This is a genomic window from Streptomyces sp. NPDC058086 (assembly GCF_042885015.1).
GTDB lineage: Bacteria > Actinomycetota > Actinomycetes > Streptomycetales > Streptomycetaceae > Streptomyces.
On sequence record NZ_JBHVST010000016.1, the window covers coordinates 142,482 to 161,988 of the forward strand.

The 19,507-nt window shown below is 69.5% G+C and carries 12 protein-coding genes; 5 read left to right on the top strand and 7 right to left on the bottom strand.

The genetic code is table 11. The features are described from left to right. Positions 1-525 precede the first annotated feature (525 nt). Both ACFVWD_RS15685 and ACFVWD_RS15690 read right to left on the bottom strand, forming a co-directional pair. On the bottom strand, positions 526-1,815 hold the full coding sequence (locus ACFVWD_RS15685) for an extracellular solute-binding protein (protein WP_266414566.1): 1,290 nt from the start codon (positions 1,813-1,815) through the stop codon (positions 526-528). Between the two features lie 297 nt (positions 1,816-2,112). Beyond that, the gene (locus tag ACFVWD_RS15690) at positions 2,113-3,495 is read right to left on the bottom strand and encodes an alpha-amylase family protein (RefSeq protein ID WP_389596524.1); all 1,383 of its coding nucleotides are present in this window, start codon (positions 3,493-3,495) and stop codon (positions 2,113-2,115) included. Between the two features lie 220 nt (positions 3,496-3,715). Between ACFVWD_RS15690 and ACFVWD_RS15695 the strand changes: the two genes are divergently transcribed. The 4 genes from ACFVWD_RS15695 to ACFVWD_RS15710 all read left to right on the top strand — a co-directional run bounded on the left by ACFVWD_RS15695 (position 3,716) and on the right by ACFVWD_RS15710 (position 13,414). Continuing rightward, a complete protein-coding gene (locus tag ACFVWD_RS15695) occupies positions 3,716-5,776 on the top strand; it encodes a carbohydrate-binding module family 20 domain-containing protein (protein ID WP_389596493.1) in 2,061 nt (686 codons plus the stop codon). Positions 5,777-5,929: 153 nt separating this feature from the next. After that, positions 5,930-11,338 carry a pullulanase-type alpha-1,6-glucosidase gene (pulA, locus tag ACFVWD_RS15700; protein WP_389596526.1) on the top strand — a complete coding sequence of 1,803 codons (5,409 nt, stop codon included), beginning with the start codon at positions 5,930-5,932 and terminating at the stop codon, positions 11,336-11,338. Between the two features lie 69 nt (positions 11,339-11,407). Further along, a complete protein-coding gene (locus ACFVWD_RS15705; RefSeq protein WP_389596528.1) occupies positions 11,408-13,027 on the top strand; it encodes a SpoIIE family protein phosphatase in 1,620 nt (539 codons plus the stop codon). A 27-nt stretch (positions 13,028-13,054) separates the two neighbouring features. After that, positions 13,055-13,414: a 5-carboxymethyl-2-hydroxymuconate Delta-isomerase gene (locus tag ACFVWD_RS15710; RefSeq protein WP_389596495.1), complete on the top strand. Its 360-nt coding sequence runs from the start codon at positions 13,055-13,057 to the stop codon at positions 13,412-13,414. A gap of 3 nt (positions 13,415-13,417) precedes the next feature. On the opposite strand, the gene ACFVWD_RS15715 is transcribed toward ACFVWD_RS15710, so the two are convergent. The 5 genes from ACFVWD_RS15715 to ACFVWD_RS15735 all read right to left on the bottom strand — a co-directional run bounded on the left by ACFVWD_RS15715 (position 13,418) and on the right by ACFVWD_RS15735 (position 18,804). Beyond that, positions 13,418-14,122 (bottom strand): TetR/AcrR family transcriptional regulator, encoded by a 705-nt coding sequence (locus ACFVWD_RS15715; protein ID WP_389596497.1) that lies wholly within the window; start codon positions 14,120-14,122, stop codon positions 13,418-13,420. A gap of 56 nt (positions 14,123-14,178) precedes the next feature. Beyond that, a complete protein-coding gene (locus ACFVWD_RS15720; protein WP_389596499.1) occupies positions 14,179-15,231 on the bottom strand; it encodes a PDR/VanB family oxidoreductase in 1,053 nt (350 codons plus the stop codon). Further along, positions 15,228-16,145: a metal-dependent hydrolase gene (locus tag ACFVWD_RS15725; RefSeq protein WP_389596502.1), complete on the bottom strand. Its 918-nt coding sequence runs from the start codon at positions 16,143-16,145 to the stop codon at positions 15,228-15,230. The genes ACFVWD_RS15720 and ACFVWD_RS15725 overlap by 4 nt, the downstream gene beginning before the upstream one ends. A 157-nt stretch (positions 16,146-16,302) precedes the next feature. Then, a complete protein-coding gene (locus tag ACFVWD_RS15730; protein WP_389596504.1) occupies positions 16,303-18,219 on the bottom strand; it encodes a hypothetical protein in 1,917 nt (638 codons plus the stop codon). Between the two features lie 48 nt (positions 18,220-18,267). Continuing rightward, positions 18,268-18,804, bottom strand: a complete 537-nt coding sequence (locus tag ACFVWD_RS15735; RefSeq protein ID WP_389596506.1) for a tetratricopeptide repeat protein — start codon at positions 18,802-18,804, stop codon at positions 18,268-18,270. Positions 18,805-18,938: 134 nt separating this feature from the next. Between ACFVWD_RS15735 and ACFVWD_RS15740 the strand changes: the two genes are divergently transcribed. Continuing rightward, the gene (locus ACFVWD_RS15740) at positions 18,939-19,382 is read left to right on the top strand and encodes a hypothetical protein (protein ID WP_389596508.1); all 444 of its coding nucleotides are present in this window, start codon (positions 18,939-18,941) and stop codon (positions 19,380-19,382) included. The last annotated feature ends 125 nt before the right edge of the window (positions 19,383-19,507 follow it).

Sequence of the window (19,507 nt, forward strand, 5' to 3'; positions counted from 1 at the left end):
GGTCCATGGGCCCGAGGTCCGGTGGTCTGTTGGATCCGGGGGTCAAGGGTCCGAGGGTCTGGTCGTCTGGTGGGCCTGAGATCCAGGGATCCGGCGGGCCCGGGGGCCAGAGGCCCGAAATCTCGTGGACCCGGGATCCGGTGGACCCAGGTCCGGGGATCCGGTGGGCCTGGGGTCCATGGGCCCGAGGTCCGGTGGTCTGTTGGATCCGGGGGTCAAGGGTCCGAGGGTCTGGTCGTCTGGTGGGCCTGAGATCCAGGGATCCGGCAGGTCCGGGGGCCAGAGGCCCGAAATCTCGTGGACCCGGGATCCGGTGGACCCAGGTCCGAGGATCCGGTGGGCCCGGGGTCCGGAGGTCTGGTCACCCCGGGGTCCAGGGGTCCGGGGCTGGTGGATCCGGGGCCCGGGGATCCTGAGGGAACCGATGACCGCAGCCCCGGGGGAGCCCCGTTCGGGGCGGCAGCGGGGAAAACGTTCCCCGGGGCTGCGCGTTCTTCGGTTACCGGTGGATCAGGGGTTGCCCGGTCAGCCGATGGTGTAGCCGGGCAGGAGCTTCTGGAACTCCTTGGCGGTGGCGTCGAGACCGGCCTTGACGTCCTCGCTGCCCTGCAGGATCTTCACGTAGTTCTGCGCGAGCGGCGTGAAGAGCGAGCCGACCTGCGGCAGCGCGACGCGCGGACGGGCGGTCTGCTCCAGGATCGGCTTGAAGCCGGCGATCTTGGCGTCCGCCGTGACCTCGGCCGTGTACGCCGACTTGCGGGTCGGCAGCGTGCCGGTGCCCTTGGCGATCTCGACCTGGCTGTCGGTCGAGGTCATGAACTGGGTGAAGAGGTATCCGGCGTCCAGGTTCTTGGAGCCCTGGTAGACCGCGAGGTTGTGACCGCCGGTCGGTGCCTGGGCCTTGCCGCCGGGGCCGGCCGGAACGGGCGCGTAGCCGAGGTTGGCCTCCTTGCCCTTAAAGGCGCTGCCGCTCAGGTCCTCGCTGACCGACCAGGGACCCTGGACCAGCATGGCGACCTTGCCGGTCTTGAACGCCGTCTGCATGTTCTGGTAGGCGTTGGCGTAGTCGACCTTCATCGACGCCTCGTCCTGGATCTTCTTCGCCGTGGTGATCGCGGTGACGGCGTTGGCGTCGGAGATGGTGATCTTCTTGGCCGAGGTGTCGGCCATGTCCGCGTTGTTGCTGTAGAGCAGCGGGAGCAGGAAGTACGAGTCGGGGTTGAGGTAGGTGCCGTACGCCCCGGTCTTCTTCTTGATGGTCTTCGAGTCGGTGATGAACTCGTCCCAGGTGGTCGGCGGCTGCGCGATGCCGGCCTTCTTCAGGAGGTCCTTGTTGTAGAGGAGACCCAGGGTGTCGGTGACCGAGGGGACGCCGTACGTCTTGCCGTTGTACTTGGTGGTGTTCAGCGGGCCCGAGTTGAAGTCCGAGGTGTCCTTCAGCGCGATCGTGCCGTCGAGAGGCGCGATGTAACCGAGCGAGGCGTACTCGGCCATCAGGCCGACGTCGGTGCGGACGACGTCCGGGGCACCCTTGCCGCTCTTCGCCGCCGACTTGAACTTCTGCTCGACGTCGCTGAACGGGACGCTCTGGTAGTTCACCTTGATCTTCGGGTACTTGGCCTCGAACTTCTTGATGAGAGCCTTGTACGTCGGGGCTTCGGTCGCCGCGTCCGATGTGTCCCAGTACGTGATCGTCCCGGAAATGTCGCCGGCGGCCTTCGGCTTGCTCGACGAGTTGTCGTCGGAACCACCGCAGGCGGTCGCGGTCAGCGCGATGACGGTCACCGCGGCGGCGATCGATATGCCACGTCGCATATGAGCTCCTAGAAGAGGGTTTGCCCGGATCTTCCCTTGGGAGGACCGCGGGTGCCGTCTGTCCCATCGACGGCCGCCGGGCTGGGGAGGAAACTAACAGCGCTGCAAGTCCTTGCGAAAGACGTTGCAAGGAAATTTCCGCAAGATCCCGCAAGCGTGACGTTCCCGTTACCGCAAGGTGTCGCAAAGAGGTCGCAAAGAGGAAAGCACCGTATCGGGTATGTCCGATACGGTGCTTTCGGTACGGGCTCTCGTGCAGCCTCTCCTACGGCCTTCCGTGCGGCCCGCGGAGGCCGCTCAGCAGCTGGTCTTGCCCGCGTAGAGCGCCAGCGCCGTGTTCGCGCCGAGCGTCGCCGTGAACTGCCCGGAGCTGTTCACCGTGACGCTGGTGTTGTTCTGAACATTGCAGTACGTCCCCGCCGCGAGGGATGTCTGGTAGGTCCGGGTCAGCGAGCCCGACTCGTGGTTGATGGCCACGTACCCCTTGGCGCCGCGGCCGAAGGCGATCGCGTCGTTGCCGTCGTCCCACCAGTCGGTGACCGACTGGCCCCGGGTGGCGTTGCGGAAGGCCACCATCGACTTGATCTCCGGCCAGGCGTGCTGGCACTTCCAGCCGTCCTGCCAGCAGGCGTTGACCGTGCCCCCGTTGGGAGGGCCGGCGTCCACGTCCGACCACTCGTAGCCGGAGTTGATGTCCGGGGCGCCGTACGGGTAGGCGAGCATGAAGACGTTGGCGAGGGTGTAGTTCGCCCCGTCCTTGTAGTTGAGCGTCGAGCCGTTGCGTTCGGTGTCGTGGTTGTCGACGAAGACGCCCGCGACGGAGCTGCTCATATAGCCCCAGCCCTCGCCGTAGTTCTTCAGGTAGGCGAGGTTCTCGTTGTTGAAGACCCGCTTGAGGTCGTAGGCGTACCGGAACTCCTGTACGTCGCCGTTGCCGGTGTACTCGGTCGGCTGGACCGCCTCCCCGGCGCCGTAGATGACCTCCTGCTTCCAGTACACCGACGGATTGGTCAGCCGCGACTTGATGTTGGCGAGGTCGGCCGCCGGGATGTGCTTGGCCGCGTCGATGCGGAAGCCGTCCACGCCGTACCCGAGCAGGCTGTTCATGTAGCCGGCGATGGTCTTGCGGACGTACTCCTCGCCGGTGTCCAGGTCGGCGAGCCCGACGAGCTCGCAGTTCTGGACGTTGGCGCGGTTGGTGTAGTCGCTGACCGTCGCCGTGCAGTCGTCCATGTCGTACGAGGAGTACAGGCCGGGGTAGTTGTACTTCGTGTACGAAGAGCCGCCGGTGCCGGTGCCGGAACCCGCCGCCATGTGGTTGACGACCGTGTCCGCCACGACCTTCACACCTGCCGCGTGACAGGTGTTGACCATGTTCTGGAAGGCTGTCGCGTCACCGAGCCGCCCGGCGATCCGGTAGCTCACGGGCTGGTACGAGGTCCACCACTGTGAGCCCTGTATGTGCTCGGCGGGTGGCGAGACCTGGACATAGCCGTAACCGGCCGGCCCCAGCGTGTTGGTGCATTCCTTGGCGACCGAGTCGAACTTCCACTCGAACAGAACGGCGGTGACGTCCTTCGTGCCCGGCGGAGAAGCCGCCGCGACACCCGGGGGGAGGGCCACCGAGACCGCCAGGCCCGCCGCGAGGGCGAACGAGGCGGCAAGTGTTTTCCTGGCCATGTTTCTTGCCATGTAGGTGCTCCTGCACTTCGTCGTGCGGGTGGGGGGAACGGAAGCTATCCGTTGGTTCGAGTTTCAGCAAGATGTCGAAAGAACTTCCAACGTGTGTATTGACGCGGCCACTTGGCCGCGCCCACTCTCGCATCGCGGTCAACTTGACTCCCCAGAACCCCAGTTGCCCGCGTTCCCGCACCTCCGTCCCCCGCAAGGAGTTGCCGTCATGCGCTGGATCAGATCACGGGCGTTACCCCTGGCCGCAGCCGGACTGCTGGCCCTCGGCGGAGCCGCCGCGCTGCCCGCCCCGGCCGCCCACGCCGCCGTCTCCGACACCGGCATCCCCAACGGCGATGTGATCGCCAACCTGTGGGAGTGGAACTGGAAGTCGGTCGCCGCCGAGTGCACGAACGTCCTCGACCCGGCCGGCTACGGGGCGGTCCAGGTCGCCCCGCCCGCGGAGTCGTTGAAGCAGACGAACTACTACTGGTGGGACGTCTACCAGCCCTACGCCTACAACCTGAACAGCCGCTTCGGCACCGCGGCCCAGTTCAAGACCATGGTCGACACGTGTCACGCGGCCGGCATCAAGGTCTACACGGACGCCGTGATCAACCACACCGCCGCCCAGACCGGCACCGGCTACAACGGCACGGTCATCACCAACAAGTACGACACCCCCGACTACGACCCCGCCGACAGCGACGACTGCACGAAGACCATCTCCAACTGGTCCGACCGGTACGAGGTCCAGCACTGCGAACTGCTCGGCCTGCCCGACCTGGACACCGCCGAGAGCGGCGTCCGCACGAAGATCATCGGCTTCCTCAATCAGCAGATCGACCTGGGCGTCGACGGCTTCCGTGTCGACGCGGCCAAACACATCGACGCCGCCGACCTGAGCGCCATCGTCGCCGGACTGCACACCACGACCTCCGGCGCGGCGCCGTACATCACCCAGGAGATCTACCCCGGCACCCCGCCCGCGCAGGACGAGTACTACGGCACCGGTGACGTCCTCGACTTCACCTTCGCCGCGCAGATGAAGTCACAGTTCCAGGGCGACATCGCCAACCTGTCCAGCTTCGGCAGCAGTTGGGGCCTGACGTCCGAGGCGAACTCCAACACCTTCGTCACCAACCACGACACCGAGCGCAACGGCTACTCGCTCAGCTACAAGGACGGCGACACCGCGGTCCTCGCCAACGTCTTCCAGCTGGCCCGGGGCTACGGCCGCCCGTCCGTCTACTCCGGCTGGACCTTCAGCCAGAGCGACGAGGCCCCGCCGAACTCCGCCGGATTCGTCACCGACACCAACTGCGCGAGCGGCTGGTACTGCCTCGACCGCAACACCGCGGTCTCCGGCATGATCGGCTGGCACAACGCGGCGAGCGGTTACGCGGTCGCCAACTGGCAGTCCCCGGCCTCGAACGTCATCGGCTTCGGCAGGGCTGGCGCGGGCTTCGTCGCCATCAACAACAGCTCCGGCGCCAACACGTACACGTACACGACGGGCCTGGCCGACGGCACCTACCCGAACGTGATCGACGGTGGGGCCACAACCGTCGCCGTCACGGGCGGCAAGGCCTCCCTTACCGTGCCCGCGAAGTCGGCGGTCGCCTTCTACGACCCGAACTACGTCTGCACGGTGAACTGCGGCGGAGGCGGTGGGGGCGGAGGCGGCGGTGGTTCCACCCATGTCACCGCGACCTTCGACGAGTACGCCTCGACCACCACCGGCACCGATGTGTACGTGGTCGGCTCGGTCGCCGCGCTGGGCGGCTGGAACACGGCGAACGCGGTGAAGCTGTCGTCGTCGGGCTACCCGATCTGGAAGGCCGACGTCTCCGTTCCGGCGAGCACGGGCATCGAGTACAAATACATAAAGAAGGACTCGTCCGGAAACGTCACCTGGGAGTCCAACGCCAACAGGACCCTCACGACCGGCACTTCGGCGGTCGAGGTCGACAACTCCTGGAACGTGGCCGACGCCGACGCCACGGACGTGACCTTCGCAGTCAACGCCACCACCGACTACGGCACCAACGTGTACGTCGTCGGCTCCATCCCCTCCCTCGGCTCCTGGAACACCGCCGACGCGATCCCGCTGTCCTCGGCGTCGTACCCGTACTGGGGTCGGTTGGTCATCGTGCCCAAGTCGACATCGTTCGCGTACAAGTACGTCAAGAAGGACTCCTCCGGAAACGTGACTTGGGAGTCCGGAGCCAATCGTGCCTACAGCACCGGCTCGGGAACGGGTTACAGCGTCAGCGACACCTGGCGCTGAAAGTTCTTGCTCAGAGTTTCAAGACTCTTGCTGTAAAGCTTGCGTGGGCGATACCGTCGCGCCGGTCGCCCGGCATCGAGGCCGTGTCTCGGTCAAGCCGGTCCCAAACGAGCCGTTTTGAGCCGTATTCACTAGGAGTTCACGCCTGTGGCCCTGATACCGAGATGGCCGGCGCCCGGGGCGCGCCGCCGCACCCCGCCCCAGCGAAGAATCGCGGCAGTCGCCGTGGCCGCCCTCGCGGCAGCGTTCCTTCAGCCGATCGCGGCGCGGGCGCAGACCCCGCCCGCGCCGCCCTCGGACGCGAAGCTCGCCGCCGAACCGGCCCGGCACGACGACACGCGCGAGCAGTTCTACTTCGTCATGCCGGATCGTTTCGCCAATGGCGACACGTCCAACGACCGGGGCGGGCTGACAGGTTCGCGCCTCGCCACCGGGTACGACCCCACGGACAAGGGCTTCTACCAGGGCGGTGACCTGAAGGGGCTGACCAGCAAGCTCGACTACATCAAGGGGCTCGGCACCACCGCCATCTGGATGGCGCCGATCTTCAAGAACCAGCCCGTGCAGGGCGAGGGCAGCAACGCCTCGGCCGGGTACCACGGCTACTGGATCACCGACTTCACCCAGGTCGACCCGCACTTCGGCACCAACAAGGACCTCGCGACCCTCATCTCCAAGGCCCACGCCAAGGGCATGAAGGTCTTCTTCGACGTCATCACCAACCACACCGCCGACGTCGTCGACTATGAGCAGAAGTCCTACGACTACCTCTCCAAGGGTGCCTTCCCGTATCTGACCAAGGACGGGAAGCCCTTCGACGACGCCGACTACGCGGCGGGAGGCGCCGGGTTCCCGTCCGTGGGCGCCGGGTCCTTCCCCCGCACGCCCGTCGTGCCCGCCGCCAAGAAGAACGCCAAGGTGCCGTCCTGGCTCAACGACCCGACGATGTACCACAACCGCGGCGACTCCACCTATGCCGGCGAGTCCACCACCTACGGCGATTTCTCCGGCCTCGACGACCTGTGGACCGAGCGTCCCGAGGTCGTCAGCGGCATGGAGAAGATCTACGAGAAGTGGGTCAGGGACTTCGGCGTCGACGGCTTCCGGATCGACACCGTGAAGCACGTGGACATGGAGTTCTGGACGCAGTGGGCCACCGCGCTCGACAAGTACGCGGCCGAGCGGGGCCGGAAGAACTTCTTCATGTTCGGCGAGGTCTACTCCGCCGACACGTCGATCACCTCCCCGTACGTCACCCAGGGCCGGCTCGACGCCACCCTCGACTTCCCCTTCCAGGACGCGGCACGCTCGTACGCCTCCCAGGGCGGCAGCGCCAAGAAGCTCGCCTCGGTCTTCGGTGACGACTACAAGTACACGACCGACAAGGCCAACGCGTACGAGCAGGTCACCTTTCTCGGCAACCACGACATGGGCCGCATCGGGTACTTCCTGAAGCAGGACGACCCGAAGGCCACCGACGCCGAGCTGGTGAAGAAGGACGAGCTCGCCAACGAGCTGATGTTCCTCAGCCGCGGCAACCCGGTCGTCTACTACGGCGACGAGCAGGGCTTCACCGGCGCGGGTGGCGACAAGGACGCCCGTCAGACGATGTTCGCCTCCAAGGTCGCCGACTACCTCGACGACGACGAACTCGGCACCGACCGCACCCACGCGAGCGACGCCTACGACGCGAGCGCACCGCTCTACAAGGAGATCGCCGCTCTCTCGAAGCTCCGCAAGGACAACCCGGCCCTCGCGGACGGGGTGCAGACCGAGCGCTACGCGGCCGACGGGGCGGGCATCTACGCCTTCTCCCGTACGGGCGGCAACAAGACCGAGTACCTCGTCGCCCTCAACAACGCGGGCGAGGCGAAGACGGCGACCTTCGCGACCGGCTCCGCCGACATGACCTTCCAGGGGATCTACGGGACCTCGTCCCGGGTGACGAGCGACGCCGACAAGAACGTCACCGTCACCGTCCCGGCCCATTCCACCGTCGTCCTCAAGGCGGCCCGCCCGCTCGGCGCCCCCGCCGCGAAGCCCTCGATCACTCTGAAGGCGCCGGACGCGGGCGCGACCGGCACCGTCGAGCTCGGCGCCGACGTCACCGGCGGTCAGCTCGACCGTGTCGTCTTCGCCGCCCAGGTCGGCAATGGGAAGTGGCGGACGCTGGGCTCCGCCGACCACGCCCCGTACAAGGTCACCCAGGTCATCGGCAAGGACGTACCCGCCGGGACCGCCCTGCGCTACAAGGCGGTGGTCGTCGACTCGGCGGGGCGGACCGCGAGTGCGACGGCCGGCAGTACGAGTGGCACTCCGCCCACCGCCGAGGTCCCCACCGCCTCCTCGCGGGACTACGCGATCGTCCACTACAAGCGCACGGACGGCGACTACACCGACTGGCGGCTCTATGCCTGGGGCGACCTCGCCGACGGCGAGTCGACGACCTGGCCCGCGGGCCACGACTTCATCGGCCGGGACGCCTACGGTGCCTTCGCCTACGTGAAGCTGAAGCCGGGCGCCTCCAGTGTCGGCTTCCTCGTCATCGACAAGGACGGCAACAAGGACGTCGCCACCGACCGCACGATCGACGTCACCAAGACGGGCGAGGTCTGGGTCGAGCAGGGCAAGGAGGCCGTACAGACCCAGCGGCCCGACTACCCGGCGCAGGACACGACCAAGGCCGTACTGCACTACCACCGCGCCGACGGTGACTACACCGGCTGGGGACTGCATGTCTGGACCGGGGCCGCGACGCCCACGGACTGGTCCAAGCCCCTGGAGCCGGTGAAGACCGACGCCTATGGCGCGGTCTTCGAGGTGCCGCTCGCCGAGGGCGCCACCAGCCTCAGCTACATCCTCCACAAGGGCGACGAGAAGGACCTCCCCACCGACCAGTCGCTCGACCTCACCGCGAACGGCCACGAGGTGTGGCTGGTGAACGGCCAGGAGAAGTACCTGCTCCCGCAGCCCGCGGGCAGCGCGGCCGCGCTCGACCTGACCACCTCCAAGGCGGTCTGGATCGACCGGAACACGGTCGCCTGGAACGGCTCCGAGGCCGCGGCCTCCACTCAGCTGCTGTACTCCCACGACGGCTCGATCGCCGTCAAGGACGGAACGCTGACGAGTGACGACGAGCGGTGGCTCCGGCTTTCCAGGACCACCCTCACCGACGCCCAGAAGGCAGCGTTCCCGTACCTCAAGGACTACACCGCCTGGTCCGTCGACCCGCGCGACCGAGGCCGGGTGAAGGAGGCCCTGAACGGTCAGATCGTCGCCTCCGGGCGAGCCGCCAACGGCGCCGTGCTCGCGGCGACCGGCGTCCAGATCGCCGGCGTACTCGACGATCTGTACGACGCGACCAAGGCACAGCTGGGTCCGACGTTCCGCGACGGGCGTCCCACGCTGGCCGTGTGGGCGCCGACCGCGCAGAGCGTGGCGCTGGAGCTCGACGGCTCCACGGTCGCCATGAAGAGGAACGACACCACCGGCGTCTGGTCCGTCACCGGCGCGAAGTCCTGGCGGAACAAGCCCTACCGGTACGTCGTGAAGGTGTGGGCGCCCACCGTCCGCAAGGTCGTCACCAACAAGGTCACCGACCCGTACTCGCTCGCCCTCACCGCCGACTCCGAGCGCAGTCTCGTCGTCGACCTGAAGGACAAGTCCCTCGCCCCGAGCGGCTGGTCCTCCCTGAAGAAGCCCAAGGCCGTGCCGCTGCGGGACGCCCAGATCCAGGAGCTGCACATCCGGGACTTCTCGGTGGCGGACAAGACCGTCCCCGCGAAGGACCAGGGCACCTACCTCGCCTTCACCGACAAGAACAGCGACGGGTCCAGGCACCTGCGGGCCCTCGCCGCGTCGGGCACCTCGTACGTCCACCTGCTGCCTGCCTTCGACATCGCCACCATCCCCGAGAAGAAGTCCGACCAGGCCACCACCGGCTGCGACCTCGCCTCCTACCCCGCCGACTCGCAGAAGCAGCAGGAGTGCGTCGCCGCGATCGCCGCGAAGGACGCCTACAACTGGGGCTACGACCCGTACCACTACACGGTCCCGGAGGGCTCGTACGCGAGCGACCCGGACGGCACCGGCCGTACGGTCGAGTTCCGCCGGATGGTCAAGTCGCTGAACGAGGACGGCCTGCGGGTCGTCATGGACGTCGTCTACAACCACACGGCCGCCAGTGGTCAGGCGGACACCTCCGTGCTCGACAGGATCGTGCCCGGCTACTACCAGCGGCTCCTCGCCGACGGGTCCGTCGCCACCTCCACCTGCTGTGCGAACACGGCCACCGAGAACGCCATGATGGGCAAGCTGGTGGTGGACTCGATCGTCACCTGGGCCAAGGAGTACAAGGTCGACGGCTTCCGCTTCGACCTCATGGGACACCACCCCAAGGCCAACATCCTCGCGGTCCGCAAAGCCCTCGACGCGCTGACCCCGGCGAAGGACGGGGTCGACGGCAAGAAGATCATCCTGTACGGGGAGGGCTGGAACTTCGGTGAGGTCGCCGACGACGCCCGTTTCGTGCAGGCCACCCAGAAAAACATGGCCGGGACGGGCATCGCGACCTTCTCCGACCGGGCACGCGACGCCGTACGCGGCGGCAGCCCCTTCGACTCCGACCCCGGCGTCCAGGGCTTCGCCTCGGGTCTGTACACCGACCCCAACTCCTCGACGGCCAACGGCACTTCGGCCGAGCAGAAGGCCCGGCTGCTGCACTACCAGGACCTCATCAAGATCGGGCTCAGCGGCAACCTCGCCACCTACCGCTTCACCGACACCGACGGCAAGGAGGTCAAGGGCTCCGAGGTCGACTACAACGGCCAGCCCGCCGGATACGCGGCGGCACCGGGCGACGCCCTCGCGTACGCCGACGCGCACGACAACGAGTCCCTGTACGACGCCCTCACCTACAAGCTGCCCGCCACGACCAGCGCGGGCGACCGGGCGCGGATGCAGGTCCTCGCCATGGCGACCGCCGCCCTCTCCCAGGGCCCGTCGCTCTCCCAGGCGGGCTCCGACCTGCTGCGCTCCAAGTCCCTCGACCGCAACTCGTTCGACAGCGGCGACTGGTTCAACGCCATCCACTGGGACTGCCGGGACGGCAACGGCTTCGGACGCGGACTGCCGATGGCGGCCGACAACGCGTCCAAGTGGCCCTACGCCACACCCCTGTTGAGCACCGTCAAGGTGGGATGCCCGCAGATCGAGGGCAGCTCCGCCGCGTACCAGGACCTGGAGCGGATCCGTACGACCGAGAACGTCTTCTCGCTGTCCACCGCAGGTCAGGTGCAGTCGAAGCTCTCCTTCCCGCTGTCCGGCAAGGACGAGACGCCCGGCGTGATCACGATGGAGCTCGGCGACCTCGTCGTCGTCTTCAACGCGACACCGAAGACACAGGAGCAGACGGTCGGCGCCCTGGCCGGGACGGCGTACGCGCTGCACCCGGTGCAGGCGGCGGGCGCCGACCCTATCGTCAAATCCTCCTCTTACGAGGCGAAATCAGGCACGTTCGCCGTTCCGGGGCGCACTGTGGCGGTATTCTCCCGGACCTCCTGAAAGGGCATTACCTTGGTGGGGCAGACCTCGAACCCGGTCTGCCCCACCGGCGTGTCCAAGGGCTGGCAGATGGAAGTCAACGGCAAACGGACAGACACGACCGTGCTGGTCGTGGACGATGCGGCGGCCGGCCGGTATGCCATGAGTGCCGTGCTGCGCCGCGCCGGTCACCAGGTCGTCCCGGTCGCCACCGGCTCCGAGGCGCTCGTCGAACTCGACGTACGGCTGCGCAAGGGCACCCTGCCCGACGTGGCGCTCATCGACGTGGAGCTGCCGGACATGAGCGGCTTCGAACTGTGCCGCCGGCTCAAGGCCCGGCCGCACATGGCCGGTCTGCCCGTCGTGCACTTCTCGGCCGCCGCCGTGGACGCGGGTGATCGCTGCCGGGGCCTCGACGTGGGCGGCGAGGCGTATCTGACGGTGCCCGCCGAGCCCGAGGAGATCGACGCGGTGGTCCGGGCCGCGGTGCGCGCCGCCCGCCTCAGGGCCGACGACCAGGCGCTGGCACGGCGGCTGACCCGGCTGGCGGAGACGGTCGTCGCCATCCAGACGGCGCGCTCCCCGCAGGAACTCGCCGACGCGGCCGCCGACGGCGCCGCGCGGCTCACCGGCTCTCCCGCAGCCGTCTTCGTCCTCGGCCCGGACGACGAGCTGCACCGCGGCACCTCGCGGGACCGTACCTCGCTCGCGATGCCCGACGAGGGCGCCCACCGGACCGTGGCCGGTCTGCTCCGCCGGCTCACCCGGGGGCAGTCGGGCGTCCAGATCACCACGGTGCCCGCGCCGTTGTGGCCGGCCGGGTTCTTCCGGCCGGGCGTGCAGCACGACGCCCGCCTGGCGCTGATCCCCATCCAGGAAGGCCGGGCCTCGGTGTGCCTCGCCACGCCCACCCGCGGGGTGCGCCGGGTCAACCCCGAGGACGAGGCCCTGCTGGCCCGGCTCGCCGAGGCCGCCGCCCTCGCCGCCGAACCGCTGCTCATGTACCAGGTCGAACGGCACGTCGCCCTCACCCTCCAGCACAGCTTCCTGCCCCAGCCGCACCGGCTGCCCGAACTGCCGGGCGTCGACGTCGTGGTCCGGTACGTGCCCGCGTCCCAGGAGACCGAGATCGGCGGCGACTTCTACGCGGCCCTGCGCACCGGCGAGGGCGTGCTCACCGCGGTCGGCGACGTCGTCGGGCACTCGCTGGAGGCGGCCACCGTCATGGTCGAGATCAGGCACGCGCTGCGCGCCTACAGCGTCGAGGAGAGCGACCCGGCCGTGCTCGCCGAGCGCCTCGACCGGATGCTCCAGCGCTACCACCCCGGCATCACCACGACCGTCTGCCTGGTCCTGGTCGACCCCGCCACCGGACGCACCCGCATCGCCAACGCCGGCCACATCCCGCCGCTGATCATCCGGGACACCGGGGGCGCCGACTACTCCAAGGCCGCCGGCCCGCTGCTCGGTGTGGGTCTGCCCCACCCGCCGCCCACCGAGCTGTTCCTCGAACCCACCGACCGGCTCCTCATGGTCACCGACGGCCTGATCGAGACCCGGGGCACGGATCTGACGGTCTCGATGGAGCATCTCCGCGCCGCCGCCACCGGCGCCCTGCCCGGCCTGGACGCCCTCTGCGACACCCTGCTCGACTGCTTCGGCCGGGACCGTGAGGACGACATCGCGCTGCTGGCGCTGCGGCTAGGGTGATCGGGAATCCCTAGAACAGGAGTGCCCATGCCGAACATCACTGTCGAGCATTCCCCGGCTCTCGACCACGTCGACTGGCGCGCCTTCGCCCTCGCGCTGCACCCGGTGGTCGTCGAGACCGCCGCCGCGCAGATCGAGGCGTGCAAGACACGGACGCTGCGCACCGAGGACGAGGTGGTGGGAGCGGAGGCGGACCCGGACGCGCACGCCATCGTGCACGTCACGCTCGCCCTGCTGGCCGGCCGCACCGAGGAGACCAAGGCGAAGCTCACCGAGGCCACCCTTGAGCTGCTGCGCAAGCACATCGAGCCCACCGACGGGCTCACGCTGCACGTGTCCGCCGAAGTGCGCGAGCTCGACCCGTCGTACCGGAAGTACGTGCAGTAACCGCTATGAGGCGGCCGGGGGCGAGGCCAGCGCGATCAACCGGACGGCGAGGTCGGTGAACGGCCCGTCGCCCGGGTCGCCCTTGAGCGCCTGGCGCAGCACCGCGCCGAGCTCCTCGTCGTGCGTGGCGCTCACCGCCGCCAGCGCCGCGAAGTCCTGCACGAGCTGCACCTCCAGCTCGCCGCGCGGAATCCGCCGCCCGTCCAGCCAGATCAGCGCCGTCGACTCGACGAGCGAGATCCAGGAGCGGATCACCAGCTCCAGGCGGGCGGGCGGGTCCTCGACCTTCAGATGCGACAGGATCTGGACGTAGGCGGCCTGCCGCACCGCGTCGACGAGCGCGTTGGTCTTCGAGGAGCCGACCGCGGGACCGCCGCGCATCAACGCCGCGAAACCGGGCCCGTGGTCGTCCACGAAGTCGAAGAAGCGGCGCATGACCCGCAGCAGCCGCGAGCCCAGCGGGCCCTCGTGCGGCTCCACGAACCGGCTCGCGAGATCGTCCGAGGCGCGCTGCAACGCCGCCTCGTACAGACTGAGTTTGCCGGGGAAGTAGTGGTACACCAACGGTCGTGAGATACCCGCGGCCGAGGCTATCTCGTCGATGGAGACCTCGTCGGGTGAGCGTCGGCTGAAGAGGTCGAGGGCGACGCCGATCAACTGCTGCCGCCGCTCCTCGACACCCATCCTGCGGCGTACCCCGGTTGTCATACGAACACCTTACCGATCGGATCCGGCCTCGAACGGGCCGGTCCGGCCATGGTCGTTCACATGTCCAACACGATGCGATCACCGCGCGCCCGCGAAACACAGATCAGCATCGAGTCACCGCGCTCCGTGTCGGTGAGCAGTTCGTCGCGGTGCTCGATCTCCCCTTCCAGCACCCGCTGTTGGCAGGTCCCGCAGAATCCCTGCTCGCAGGAGTAGGCGGTGTCGGGCAGTTCGGCGCGTACGGCGGCGAGCACGGTGGTGTCGGCGGCGACGCTCACGGTACGTCCGCTGCGGCGCAGTTCGACCTCGAAGGCGCCGTTGCCCTCGGCGGAGGTGCTCGGCGTGAACCGTTCCAGGTGCAGCGCCGCGGGGTCGGGCAGTCGGCGTCCGACCGCCTCCATCAGCCCTTCGGGGCCACAACAGTGGACGGCCGCGCCCTCCGGCACGTCCGCGAACAGCGCGTCGAGATCGGGCCGTCCGTCCTCGTCCTCGGCCACGACGGTGACCCGGCCGCCGCGCAGCTTCGCGATCTCCTCCAGGAACGGCATCGACGCGCGCGTCCGGCCGCCGTACAGCAGCCGCCACTGAGCGCGGTCCTGGACCGCCCGCAGCATCGGCAGGATCGGCGTGATCCCGATGCCGCCCGCGACAAAGACGTACGCGGGCGCCGGTGCGAGGGGGAACCGGTTGCGCGGTCCCCGCACCTCGACCTCCATGCCCTCCCGGAGCTGCTCGTGGACCTCGCGCGACCCGCCCCGCCCGTCCTCGACCAGCCGGGTCGCGACGGTGTACGACGAGGTGTCCTCCGGGTCCCCGCACAGCGAGTACTGCCGTACGAGCCCCGAGGGCAGGACGAGGTCGAGATGGGCGCCGGGCTCCCAGCGCGGCAGGTCGTGCCCCTCCAGGCGCAGTTGCACGACCCCGTCGGCGACCCGCTCGTGCCGGGTGACCAGCAGCCGCAGCGCCCGGGAGCGCGGCCGGCCGGAGATCGGCTCCTCCAGGGCGGGCAGCGGCCACAGCGGCGAGACCTCGATCCGACGGCGCAGCGCCCGCCGGACGAGCAGGGCCGTACCGGCGACGGCGACTACGGTCCGCAGCCGGGGCGTCATACGGCTCCCCTCTCGGCAGCCGTCGCGGCTGTCGCCGCCGGTGACGAGGCCAGATAGGCGACCGCCTGCTCGGTCGAACCCTCCTGAGAGGGGTGGTAGGTCCGGCTGAGATAGCGGGGAATGGACTTGAGCATGTCGCCGGTCGCCGGCAGTACGCCCCGCCTCCCGCTCAGGTAGAAGTCCTTGAAGCTCGCCCTGCCCGCCGTGAGGGTCGGGTCGTTCTCCATGAAGAACCGCACCCCGCGCTGCCACAGGAAGACCAGGGCGGTGAAGGCCGTGGCCCAGGTCCGGGCGCGGCGCCGGTAGCTCCCGTCGACATGGAGGAACAGCTCGAAGGCCACGGACCGGTGCTCGACCTCCTCCGCACCGTGCCAGCGCATCAGGTCCAGCATCGTGGGATCGGCGCCGCGCCGGTCCAGCTCCTCCGCGTTCAGGATCCAGTCGCCGAGGAAGGCGGTGTAGTGCTCGATCGCCGCGATGATCGCGACGCGCTCCATCAGCCACCACTTGCGGGCCCTGCCGGGCGGCAGGGTGCGGTCGCCGAGCAGCTTCTCGAAGAACCAGTCGACCTGGGCGGTGTACGGCGTCGGGTCGAGCCCCAGTTCCCTGAGGTGGGGGAGTACCTCGTCGTGGGCCTGCGAGTGCATCGCCTCCTGCCCGATGAACCCGATGACGTCCGCGCGCAGCCGCTCGTCCCGGATGTAGGGCAGCACCTGCTTGTACACGTGCACGAACCAGCGCTCACCGGCCGGCAGCAGCAGGTGCAGCACGTTCATGGTGTGCGTGGCGAACGGCTCCCCCGGCACCCAGTGCAGCGGTGTGTCCTCCCAGGAGAACGACACCTTCCGTGCCTTGAGCGGTATCCGCTCGGACTCGACCGGCCGGGGCAGCCGGGCGGCATGCTTGTTAGACATGCCGTCAATGTACTGACGGGTAGGTGCCGGGAGAACCCCCGTGCGCCCACTTGTTGACGCGAAGGTCGGCTCCGGCAAGTCCGGGGACGGGCCCTATGTCCTGTCGTCACATTCCCGTCGTCCGCCCGCGGGGCAGACGGGAATGTGACGACAGGGCCTAGCGCAGTCCGCTGATCGCCCGCCCGTCCGCCAGGGTGCCCTTCAGCTCCGCCTGATCCCCCTGCTTCGTGCGTACGGCGAGCAGCGCGCCCCGGGCCGACCCGCTCACCCCGCCCGTCGTGCTGATCGAGGCGGTGTCCTTGCTGCCCGCCGCGAGGAGGTACCAGTCGCCCGTGCCCGACTTCCACAGCACGCCCGCCAGTACATGGGGGTCACGGCCGCCGCACGCGGGCGAGTTCTCGGCCTTCGCCGCTACCGCGCCGTACGCCCTGCCCGCGGTGTGGAACTGGGCCAGGACAAGGGTGCCGTCGCCCCGCCAGGTGTCGGCCCGGGTGCATACCCAGGCGGCCTGCCCGCTCGCGTCGGGCAGCGGTTGCTGCGCGTACTGCCAGGCGTTCACGGACCGCACGCCCTGCGAACGCACGGCGGACAGGGAGCAGGCGAACGGCGCCCAGTTCCGCAGCGCTGCCGGGCCCGCGGCGTCGTGGGGTGCCGCGGGCGGCCCCGAGGTGAGGTGGGCGGGGATCAGCTCGCCGAGATCGGTCAGCAGGTGCGGGCCCGAGGTGTCGGTCACCTCCATGACGTTCCACGAGGTGCAGGTGCCGGTCGGGGCCGGGCCGGCCAGAGGCGTGCTGACACCCTCGGCCGACAGGGTGAGGGGCGTCGGGCCCGCGGCCGGCTTCATCAGGTCGCGCTCGGCTGCCCCGGTCACCCAGGGGGCGGTCAGATAGCGGATGTTGCCGTCGGACCGGTCCAGGACCAGCGCCTCCGCCTCGACCCCGGTCGCGCCGTCGACCCGGGCGAAGTCGAGGGCGGCGCCGCCCGTGCCGGCGCGCGGCTCGGCGTACCGGGCGATGCGCAGTCCGTCGTAGAAGAGCACCACGCGCGCCTGGTCCACGTCACCGGCGTAGAGCAGTTGCGGCGGTCCGGCCGGGGCGCCCGAGGGGGTGCCGGGCGTCGCCGAGACCTGCACGGACTCGCCGGGCCGGGCCCAGACGGCGAGTGCGCGGCGCAGCAGCGCGGTGTCCCCGGCGAGGTTGCCGCGCGCGGGCCACACGGAGAAGTCGGTGCGCGCGGACGACCGCCACGCCGTCGGGGCGACCCGCGTGACCTTTCCGGGGTCGAGGGCGGCCTCGGCGGCCGGGTTCTGCGCGTACGACGGGGCGGCGGCGCCGTCGGGTCCCCAGCCGCCGCTGGGCAGGGCGAGCAGCGCGCCGCAGACGGCCGCCGCGACGCCGGCGGCGAGCGCGGCCTTCGTGTGCTGCCTGCGCCGCATCAGGTCGGTGGGCCGGGCGTGCAGCGAACAGGGGTCGAACTCGGGGGACAGGAGGAGGGCGTCCTTGGCCTCGACGCCGCCCGCCTCCTTGAGCGCCGCGCCCGGGTCGTCGACGCCCGCCGCCGTCAGCACCTTGCGTACGTCGGGGTCGGGCAGCTTCTCCAGGCCGCGCAGGACGTATGCCGCGCGGGCGGCACTGGAGAGGGCCGACAGCCGCTGGTCCAGGGCGAGTTCGTCGGCGCCGCCCGAGCGCGGGAAGAGCCGCAGGCCCCACACCTGGGGCAGCAGCGGCGGCAGCTGGGACCGCTTGGGCCAGGCCGCGCGCCGCAGCGGCACGCCCGCCTCCAGCGCCGTACGCACGACCTTGAGGCGCACGAGGGCGTAGCCGGGGTCGCCGTCGCGGCCGGTGGCCTGGGCCGGGATCAGGGTGGCGGTCGTGCGGCCCCGGGGCAGGGCGCGCTGGGTGAGGGCATGCGCGGTCAGCACCCGTCGGTTGCGGCCGAGGCTCGGCGGCAGCACCAGATAGGCGAGCCGGACGAGCCGCGGGTAGTGCTCGACGAGGGCGGCCTCGGCCTGCTCGACGTCGACGACCGGTCCTGGGGAGGCTGCGGAGCGCTGGGCTACATCCTGTGACTGCACGTTCAGCAAAACGAGCGAATCGGTGGATGGTCACCTGGCTCCGGAGAGTTACTCCCCGGGTTGTACGAGCAGCCGCGCGTAGTTCGCCATCGACCGCTGGTAGCGGGGCAGATGGGGCGCGAGGGCGGCGATCACCAGCGAGAGGCCCTCGCGTTCGCGGCCCAGGTCGGCGAGGCAGAGCGCGAGAGTGGCTCGTACGGCATCGTCCAACTCGTCGGAAGGGGTGTCGAGTTCGGGAGTGAGGAGCTTGACGCCCTCCTCGGCCTGCCCGATGTTCCGCAGGGAGCTGGAGAGTTGGATCTTGGTGCGGCGGCCGCGGTAGCCGCCGAGGCCGCGGGCGAGCGCCTCCCGGTACAGCGGCACGGCCTGGTCCGAGTGGCCGGTGGAGTCCCAGGCGCAGGCCCGCTCGAAGAGGCCGACGGGGCTGTCCGCGGGCAGTTCGGCGACCAGCGCGTCGATCACCGCCCGGAAGTCCGCCGCGTCCGCTTCTTCATAGTCGTCGAACGTGGCCCAGGCCGCCGCCGTACGCTCTTCCCAGTCTTCGGTCACGGCCACACCTTCGCACACACGTGCCCGTTGCGGCATCGGCATTCCCACCGGATGCCTTTCCGTCCGTAACGGGGGAGATTGAGCACTTGGCGCGCCACAGCCGTATCGAAGACCAGGGCCCTCGCCGGGGCTCTCGACGGCGTGGGCGCCGACAGGCACCGGAGGAACGTATGAGGTTGACACGCGAAAAGCTGAGCGGGCACGGCCTTGCGGTCGTCGCGGCCGCGGCCCTGCTGGCGCTGACCGGCTGCGGCGGGTCGGGCGGGGGAGGGACCAAGAGCGACTCGGCCGGCCAGGTCCCGGCCACCGCGACCGGCAGTCTGGAGGATCTGGCGGCCGAGGTGAAGTGCAAGCCGGACATACAGACGGACGCCGACGAGATCCGCCAGGCGATCTGCAAGAACACCGACGGCAAGTTCGTGCTCGCCACCTTCGCCACCGACCGCGGGCAGCGCGAGTGGATCAACGACGCGAAGGACTACGGCGGGTTCTACCTCGTCGGCGCCAAGTGGGTCGCCGTCGCCGACCAGAAGGTGGTCACGGAGCTGCGCGGCACGCTCGGCGGGAACATGGAGGTCGGGACCGACCACCACCAGCACTCCCACACCGGCTGAGCCGCACGCACGGCACACACGCAGAAGGGCGGGGGGGGGGTGTGCCCCCACCCCCCCTCACAGTGCCGGACCAGTGTCTTATAAAAAAAAACCATCCCCCCCACCCCCGGTAAAACTAGTATTGG